Source organism: Deinococcus rhizophilus, assembly GCF_030271215.1.
GTDB classification, from domain to species: domain Bacteria; phylum Deinococcota; class Deinococci; order Deinococcales; family Deinococcaceae; genus Deinococcus; species Deinococcus rhizophilus.
Genome location: NZ_JASNGB010000206.1, coordinates 1 through 4,877 on the forward strand (window position 1 = coordinate 1; position 4,877 = coordinate 4,877).

Below are 4,877 nucleotides of genomic sequence, written 5' to 3' on the forward strand. Positions count from 1 at the left end.
CCCCCCCGCGACTCTCATTACCATGCTAAACACTGCTTTCATGTCCCCCGTTCACCGCCGTTGGCTCACCGCCAGCCTGCTCAACTCTTTGGTGGCGCTACCCGTTCACGCACAAAGCGGTGACGCAGCTGCACGTACCCTGAGCTTCGACAGCCTCATGTACGCGATGTTTGCCAGCCCCTACCCGGACTTGAGCCGGAACTTCACTACGGGCACGCCCCAGGCCGCAAGCAACCTGCTGCGCTTGCGGCTCCCGCCCCCAGCACCAAGCGGCTACAAACTGCTGGGTACCTGGACGACCACACAGGCACTTGTCGAGCGGGCGGTCCGCCAGGACGACACCCGCTCCCCAGCCGCCCTGCTGCTGTACACTCGTTCCACTCCTCGACCACCGGCCAGCGCTGAACAGGGCACGGCCATTGCGATTCTCGTAGGGCGATGGTCGGGTACACCTGCCGCCCTTGCCTCTTACGAAGGGCAACTTGACCGTGCGTCCTTCAACCGCCGCTCCTGGGCAACGGGAACAATTTTCAGCTCTTGCAACGCTGTGAACATCGTCGTGGAGGATTACCCGCTGCTTCGGCGCGCTGTGCATCGCTCCTGCGAAGCGCAGTACCGAACGCAAGACACTTTCCTTAAAGTCAATGTGGTGAATCTGGACGAGCAACGGGCCGTGATGGAATTGCAGCGCGCCGCAGCCGCCTTCGGACTTGTCGGCGGAAAGTAAATTAGAAGGGGCATCCTCAATCCCTGACAAACGCCGTTTGGGGCTGAGAAGCTACGGACGACGTTCTGCCGCTTATCTCGGTTGGCACATTGACCACCACGTCCTCTGCATTCTGAGGAGGACGGCTTGTCTAAGAACGTCTCGTCATCGAGCAAAAGCATTCCTCGTCACCCGAAAGCTAGAAACGGCCCCCTCAGACGCTCCCCAGCCAGGCTCAGCCAAGCCCCAAACGGGGTCCTACGATTGCAACAACAAATCGGGCACACTAAGTGCCGAATTGCACTCTGGCATCGGTACTTCCTCCGCTGTGAGGTGAGGTGTACGCTGCGGTTGCCCTACAACACGCACCCACGGCGGCTGGCCCTCCCGTGGAAGTACCGTCACTGCCGATTCCCGGCACTTTTTCAGGGAGGCTCCATGCAGCAGCGCTGGACCATCGACGAACTCATCGACACCTGGACGCTGCTGCCCACCGAGACCGACCTGCTGCGGAACAAGACCGGCCCCACCCGCTTGGGCTTCGCCGTCATGCTCAAGGCCTTCCAGCACGAGGGCCGTTTCCCCTACAACACCCATGAGGTGCCCGAAGCCGTCGTCGAGTACGTCGCCCGGCAGGTCGGCGTGGCGACCGACGAGTACCGGGACTTCAACTGGCGCAGCCGCAACAGCAGCTACCAGCGTCAGGACATCCGGGCGTTCTGTGGGTTCCGCGAGTTCACCACCGAGGATGCGGGCACGCTGACGGACTGGCTGAGCCAGTCCGTTGTTCCGCACGAGACCCGCTCCGGGGCTGTGACCGAAGCTGCTCTGCGCTGGCTCCGCGAAAACGGGATCGAGCCCCCCAGCCCCGGGCGGCTCCAGCGGTTCGTGGACGCGGCGGAACGGCACTATGACCTGCGCCTGTGCCAGACCATCCACAACCGCTTGAGTACCGAACACCGGGCAGGGCTGGAGGCGCTGCTGAGGCCGACGGCGCTGGAGGAAGACCAGCCGGAAGACCACGAGGGCCAAGGCCCTCGTAGTTCAGCCCTGCAAAACCTGCGGACCAACTCGGAGAAACGCGGCGTGGAGAGCGTGGAAGAGCAGATCGAGAAGCTCCGCCTGCTCCGTCGGTTGCAGCTCCCCCAGGCCCTCTTCGCGGACGTGGCCCCCCACGTCCTGACCCGTTACCGCGAGCGGGCCTCCAATGAGTCCCCCAGCCACTTTCGTGCCCAGACCCCGTCCGTGCGTCTCACGCTGCTCGCGGCCTTCTGCGTCGCCCGCATGACAGAACTGACCGACGCCCTGGTCACGCATCTGGTGGACATGGTCCACCACATCAACGTTAAGGCCGAGCGGCGGGTGGAGCGGAACTTCGTGGCCGAGTTCCGGCGGGTCCACAACAAGGACCGCATTCTGGAGCGGTTGCTGGAGGCCGCACTGGGCAATCCCGACGGCACAGTGCGCGAGGTGCTGTTCCCCGTCGTGGACGAGCAGACCCTGCGTGATCTGTTACGCGAGTACAAGGAGAAGGGAGGCTTCCGGCAGCAGGTCCACACCATCGTGCGCGGCACCTACCGCAGCCACTACCGCCGGATGATCCCCTGGCTGCTCACCGAGCTGTCGTTCCGGTCCAACAATCACCGGCATCAGCCGGTGATTGACGCCCTGGGCCTGCTGGGGCGATATGTGGACAGCAACGCGAGAATCTATCCGTACGAGGAACACATCCCGGTCGGTGGCGTGATCGACCGGAACATCCGTGACCTGATTCTCGAACGGGGGCCGGATGGTGGAATGCGGGTCAACCGCGTGAATTACGAGCTGTGCGTCCTGTCCGCGCTGCGGGACGCTTTGCGGTCCCGCGAAATCTGGGTGATCGGGGCCGACAAGTACCGCGACCCCGACAAGGACCTGCCCCAGGACTTCGAAGCCAGGAAAGAAAGCTACTTCCAGGCGCTCAGACAGCCGCAGGAGGTGGATACCTTCGTGCAGGGTCTGGAGCAGCAGCTCAAGGACGCCCTGGTGATGCTGCACGACGGCCTGCCGAAGAATCCCGGCGTGCGGGTGGTCGCGCGGGACGGGGGCCGCTTCGTGGTCACGCCCCTGACCCGGCAGCCGGACCCGCCCTTCTACGACACGGTGAAGGGTGAGGTGGGGCGGCAGTTCTGGAACACCCAGTTGCTCGATGTCCTGGTCGAGGTGGACCGGCGTGCGGGGATTACCCCGCACTTCAAGAGCTTCATGACGCGCGAGAACATGCCCCGTGACCAGCTCCAGCAGCGCTTGCTGCTGTGCCTGTACGGCCTGGGGACGAACACAGGACTGAAGCGGGTGGCCGCCGGGCAGGACGGGGTCGGGTACTCGGACCTGAAGTACGTCCGGCGGCACTACATCCACCGTGACGCGCTGCGGGCGGCGAACGCCGCAGTCGTGAACGCCACGCTGGCCGCGCGCCGCCCGGACATCTGGGGCGAGGGGACCACCAGTTGCGCCAGTGATGCCAAGAAATACGCCGCCTGGGACGGGAACCTGCGGACGCAGCGGTCCATCCGGTACGGCGGGGATGGGGTGATGATCTACTGGCACGTCGAGAGACGTGCCAGTTGCATCTACTCCAGCATGAAGTCCTGCTCCTCTTCAGAAGTGGCGGCCATGATCGAGGGGGTCCTGCGCCACTGCACCTCGCTGTCTGTCGAGAAGAACTATGTAGACACCCACGGGCAGAGCGAGCCGGGCTTCGCCTTCACCCACCTGCTGGGGTTCAAACTGATGCCCCGTCTGGCGGACATCGCCCATCAGCGGCTGTACCTGCCGAATATGGCGTTCGCGGCTCAGGTGCCGAACTTGGCCGCTGTGCAGGCACAGCGGTCGATCCGCTGGGACCTCATCCGGCAGCAGTACGAGCCGATGGTCAAGTACGCGACGGCACTGCGTCTGGGGCTGGCCGACCCCGAGGCCATCCTGCAACGCTTCACCCGGGCCAACGCCCAGCACCCGACCTACGCAGCCCTGTGCGAACTGGGGAAGGTGCTGCGGACCATCTTCGTCTGCGAGTACCTGCACCGGGAGGAGGTGCGCCGGGAGATTCACGAGGGGCTGAACGTCATTGAAACTTGGAATGGCACGACCAACTTCATCTTCTTCGGCAAGGGCGGGGAGATCAGCACCAACAACCTCGAAGCGCAGGAAATCTCCATGCTGGCGCTGCAACTGCTGCAAAACAGCCTGGTGTACGTCAACACCCTGATGATCCAGCGAGTGCTGGGCAGCGAGACGTGGCGGCAGCGGATGACCGCCGAGGACTGGCGTGCCCTGTCGCCCCTGATGCACCACCACATCAACCCATACGGGGAGTTCAAACTGGACCTGACTCGCAGGCTCAAGCTGGAGGTCGAGGTGGACGCATGACACAGACGCGGCGCACCGGGGCGAAGAAGAAAGCGCGTGAACTGGCGAAACTGCTGCGGGCTGAGCGGCCAGACTACGCCTACCTCAAGGAGGTGTTCCGTCACCTGCGGACCGAACTGGAAGTGGAGGTGCCGGGACCATCGCGCCGCCTGCCGTGGGTGCCGACCGAGCAGCAGGTGCGGGCGTTCTACGAGGCGGTGTGGCGCACGCGCCGCACCGCTGACCTCGTGCTGATCAAGACCTTCCTGTACACCGGTGTACGCGTGTCCGAACTGGTGATGATGCGCCTCGCGGACGTGGACCTGGACGCCTGCCAGATCCGGGTAAACCTGGGGAAGGGGAGCAAGGACCGGGTGGTGCCGTTCCCAGCACCCTTCAAGGAGACGCTGGCGCTTCATATCGGCCAGAGACGACAACAGGGAGGAATCTACCTGTTCGAGTCCTCGTGGAAGCGCCGGTACAGCGACCGGGGCGTGCGGCGAATGTTTGAGCGCTACACGGCTCTGGCGAACATTGATCGCAGCCTGTCGCCGCACAAGCTGCGGCACTTCCTGCTGACCTGGCTCAAGAAACAGGGCCTCGACGACGCGCTGATTCAGCCGTACAGCGGCCATGCTTCCCGGCAGTCGTTAGAAATCTACTCGCGGCTGGCGCTGGGCGAGGCCCAGCGCGAGTACGACCGGGTGATCGGGCGCTTCCCGGTGTAGCTCGGGAAAGCCTTCACTTTGCGCTTGGTAGCAGCTTCCTTAAACCACCCCCA

Annotated in this window: 3 protein-coding genes; all 3 read left to right on the forward strand. The window is 64.1% G+C overall.

The features are described 5' to 3' along the window. A partial coding sequence (locus tag QOL99_RS15065) for a hypothetical protein (RefSeq protein ID WP_285525025.1) occupies positions 1-727 on the forward strand: 727 nt, incomplete at its 5' end. A 417-nt stretch (positions 728-1,144) separates the two neighbouring features. Continuing rightward, complete coding sequence (locus tag QOL99_RS15070) at positions 1,145-4,117, forward strand: Tn3 family transposase (RefSeq protein ID WP_104992253.1); 2,973 nt, start codon at positions 1,145-1,147, stop codon at positions 4,115-4,117. After that, on the forward strand, positions 4,114-4,824 hold the full coding sequence (locus QOL99_RS15075) for a tyrosine-type recombinase/integrase (protein ID WP_104992252.1): 711 nt from the start codon (positions 4,114-4,116) through the stop codon (positions 4,822-4,824). The genes QOL99_RS15070 and QOL99_RS15075 overlap by 4 nt, the downstream gene beginning before the upstream one ends. Positions 4,825-4,877 lie beyond the last annotated feature (53 nt).

Excerpts from the sequence above, each read along its gene's own strand:
- QOL99_RS15070 (WP_104992253.1), top strand. The coding sequence starts at position 1,145 with ATGCAGCAGCGCTGGACCATCGACGAACTCATCGACACCTGGACGCTG.
- QOL99_RS15075 (WP_104992252.1), top strand. The coding sequence starts at position 4,114 with ATGACACAGACGCGGCGCACCGGGGCGAAGAAGAAAGCGCGTGAACTG.